The sequence below is a fragment of the Fructilactobacillus sanfranciscensis DSM 20451 genome, assembly GCF_001436035.1.
Lineage (GTDB): Bacteria > Bacillota > Bacilli > Lactobacillales > Lactobacillaceae > Fructilactobacillus > Fructilactobacillus sanfranciscensis.
On sequence record NZ_AYYM01000048.1, the window covers coordinates 1 to 2,138 of the forward strand.

General features: G+C 27.7%; 4 protein-coding genes. All 4 read left to right on the forward strand.

Features of this window, described 5'->3' with window-relative positions; translation table 11 throughout:
* Positions 1-343 (forward strand): UDP-galactopyranose mutase (locus FD36_RS06285; protein WP_235803527.1); only part of this gene is annotated, 343 nt, incomplete at its 5' end.
* A 198-nt stretch (positions 344-541) separates the two neighbouring features.
* Positions 542-748: a hypothetical protein gene (locus FD36_RS06290; protein WP_056958849.1), complete on the forward strand. Its 207-nt coding sequence runs from the start codon at positions 542-544 to the stop codon at positions 746-748.
* Between the two features lie 87 nt (positions 749-835).
* Positions 836-1,285 (forward strand): beta-1,6-N-acetylglucosaminyltransferase, encoded by a 450-nt coding sequence (locus FD36_RS06295; protein ID WP_056958851.1) that lies wholly within the window; start codon positions 836-838, stop codon positions 1,283-1,285.
* Positions 1,286-1,411: 126 nt separating this feature from the next.
* Positions 1,412-2,083: a sugar transferase gene (locus FD36_RS06300; RefSeq protein ID WP_056958854.1), complete on the forward strand. Its 672-nt coding sequence runs from the start codon at positions 1,412-1,414 to the stop codon at positions 2,081-2,083.
* The last annotated feature ends 55 nt before the right edge of the window (positions 2,084-2,138 follow it).

The window sequence follows — 2,138 nt, forward strand, 5'->3', positions numbered from 1 at the left end:
AGATGTTGATAATTACCAAGGAAACGCCGTAGTAAACTATACTGATGCCGAAACTCCTTATACTCGAGTAATTGAACATAAGCACTTTGAATTTGGTAAAGGTAATAAAAATAAAACAGTGATTACTCACGAATATCCTAAGAACTGGAGTCGTGGTGATGAACCCTACTATCCAATTGATAACAAACGTAACCGTTCACTTTACAAAGAATATACTGAATTAGCAGCTAAAAATGATGATAATGTAGTCTTTGGTGGTCGTTTAGGCCAATATCGTTACTACAACATGGATCAAACCATTATGTCAGCGCTTCGGTTAGTTAAATCAGAATTCGGAGAATAAGTATATTATGAAAAAACATGCTTATTTAATTATTGCAAATAAAAATCCCGAGCAATAAAAAAATTATTAGGATCATTAGATGATGAACGAAATGATATCTATCTTTTAATTGATAAAAAATCTCTAATAAAAGATATTAATTTTAAAAATGATGTCACTAAATCCAAAATATTTCAATATGCTCCAGTCGAAATATTTTTGGGTGATTATTCACAAATTGAAGCTGAAATGTTTCTATTTAAACAAGCTGCAAAAAACAATTATGAATACTACCATTTAATATCTGGGGCTGATCTTCCTTTAGTAAGTCAAGATAAGATTCATGATTTTTTTGATAAAAATCCTAACAAAGAATTTTTAACACTTATTTTAGATAAAAATAATGATCAAAAAATAGCAGATTGAGTTTCAATTTATCATTTTTTTGTAAAAATATGTGGAAAAAACACAAAAAATATATTTTTAAAAACCTTTTTTTTAATATATTCTCGTTTGGAAAAAGTTGCACAGAAACTTTTTAAAGTTGATAGGTTAAAAAATAGTAACATTAAAATTCAATATGGTTCTCAATGGGTAACAATTGACGATGAATTTATTAAATATATTTTGAGTAAAGAAAAATGGATTGAGCATACGTTTAAAAATACAATTTGTTCTGATGAAATATTTTTGCCTACATTACTAGTTAATTCTAAGTACAAAAATAGATTGTTTTATGCAAAAATGACGGAAAATAAAAGTAGTGATGAATTTCAAGGTAATCTTAGATATATAAACTGGTGGTCTGGTCCTCAGTATCCTAAGGTATGGGGAACAGAAGATTATAATGAATTGGCGCAGGCAAAAGAAAAAGGTTATATTTTTGCACGTAAATTTGATTCTTCTTTTGATGTTAATATTATAAATGAAGTTTTAAAAAATGATGATATTGATAATAAGTAAAAAAGAGAAATAAAGAAGATTAATGAATTAATTCATTAATCTTCTTTTGTTAGATTGACAGTGGCTCTTTTTTATTATTTGTTTTTTTGGTACTATTATAGTATTGGGTATAATGACTATTTATTAATGGTGATTAATGTGGAAAAAGAAAATCAAAAAATTTGGTTAAATAAAGAAAAGGTTCAAAATCGTCCAGTTTATTTTGCGCTAAAGCGTACTATGGATATTGTATTTAGTTCATTAGGAATAATTGGATTAAGTCCCTTATTTATTATTTTAAGTATTTTAATTAAAAATGATGGTTCACACGGAAAAATAATGTTTGTTCAAGAACGAGTTGGAAAAAATGGAGTCCATTTCAATATGTACAAATTTCGTTCTATGATTCCAAATGCTGACAAATATATTCAGGAATTAATGGATAAAAACGAAGTTGATGGTGCAATGTTTAAAATGAAAGATGACCCTAGAATTACTAAGGTTGGTAAATTTATTCGTAAATATAGTTTAGATGAATTACCTCAACTTTTTAATGTTCTCCAAGGAAATATGTCATTAGTTGGACCTCGTCCACCAATTCCTCGAGAAGTAGCTGAATATACTGATTATGATATGCAAAGATTATGGGTTAAACCCGGCTGTACAGGTTTATGGCAGGCTACTGTTCGAAATAATACTGATTTTAATGGTATGGTCAGACTAGATCTCCAATATACTCAAAAAAGTAGCATATTTTTTGATTTTAAGATTATTTTTGAAACAGTTAAAGTTATGGTTAAACCTAATTCAGCATATTAATTTCAAGGTGATATAAGGCTAACTAATAGGAGAAGAGAGCGTAAAATATTTTGTG